The organism is Kitasatospora sp. NPDC051164, assembly GCF_044455625.1.
GTDB lineage: Bacteria > Actinomycetota > Actinomycetes > Streptomycetales > Streptomycetaceae > Kitasatospora.
In genome coordinates, this window is sequence record NZ_JBITFB010000127.1 from 1 (window position 1) to 1312 (window position 1312).

General features: G+C 67.9%; 1 protein-coding gene. It reads left to right on the top strand.

What is annotated here, in order from left to right; translation table 11 throughout:
- Positions 1-616: 616 nt before the first annotated feature.
- Positions 617-1243, top strand: coding sequence for a hypothetical protein (locus tag ACIBEC_RS47805; RefSeq protein ID WP_396290932.1), 627 nt, complete (start codon positions 617-619; stop codon positions 1241-1243).
- Positions 1244-1312: the final 69 nt, after the last annotated feature.

Here is a 1312-nt window from a genome sequence, read left to right on the forward strand (position 1 = left end):
TTGTGCGGCGGGAATTGACGGGGTGTCCGCTTCCCGTGCCCGGGGGGCTGCTCCGGCGGGGCCGGGGTGCCTCTGTGTGGGCTGTAGCAGCAGCCTACAGGGCTCTTGGCGGGTTGGGGAAGGGTTCGGGGTGTGTGGCGTTCACGGGATTCTGTGCGGCTTTCTGGGGCGCGTGCGGGGTGGCGTTAGATTCGGGGGTTCGCTATTTGACGGGCGGTTAGATCCGGTGGCCCGGGGCGTCAGATCCGGGGCCGCTCCAATCGGCGCGTACGGGGCGGGTGTTAGATTCGCGGGTTGGGCGGGGGTGGGTTTCCGGGGTGGCGTTAGATTCGCGTTGCGGACCCGTGGGGGGTGTTAGATCCGGGGTTGCGCGGGGGTGTGGTCGGGTGGTCGCCGGTGGCTCCGGTGGGGGCGGGGGTGTGGGTGCGGTCGGTCGCCGGGCGGGGGTGGCGGGGTGTGAGGTTCCTAGTTTGGGGTTGGTTTGGTTGAGCGTGTGGGAGTGGTCCCGTTCCCGTGTTGTGTATTCACGCTTCGATGTGTACAGTAGTTATCACGAGGTCGGGGGAATGAAGAACCGGCCGAGAAATCACCTACTGACTCCCTTGGAGGGATCTTCATGTCCGGTACCCAGACGTTCACCACCCCGGCCGGTCACACCTACTCGTACGCGGTCGAGACGGGCGAGAACGGCGAGGCGGTCTACGACCTGTCCCGCGTCCTCCAGGACGGGACCTTCCCGATCGGCACGGTCGTGCTCCACCCGAACTGGGAGCTGTTCCCGAAGACCGAGGGTCTGCTGAACGTCCAGTTCGGCAAGGGCAGCGCCACCGACCGCCACGAGCGGACCGACGCCCCGAAGCTCGGTGACATGGAGCTGCCGTACGTGGTCGGCAGCCACCTGGTCAACCCGGCCGACCTGACCGCCGAGACGGACAACGGGGCCGCGCCGCTGCTGAAGTTCCGCAAGCGGATGCTCGGGGCCGCCTTCGAGACCAGCGCCCCGGCCGAGAACGCCAGCGCGGACACCTTCGACAAGGTCCGCGACCTCGTCACCGCCCTGGTCACCACCTACCAGGCCGACAAGGCCACCCCCAAGCGCGAGGCCACCTACACCAAGTTCCTCAACGCCCAGCGCGCCGAAGCCATCCAGACCCAGATCACCAAGGTCGACGACAAGGCCCAGGCCCTCGCCCTCATCCGCGCCGAACTCATCGAAAAGCTCAACACCTACAAGACCGCCTAACCCCCCAACACAGGGCCGGGCGACCCAACCCCCCACGGCCCGCCCGGCCCGGCCCCCCAGAGACCCCCA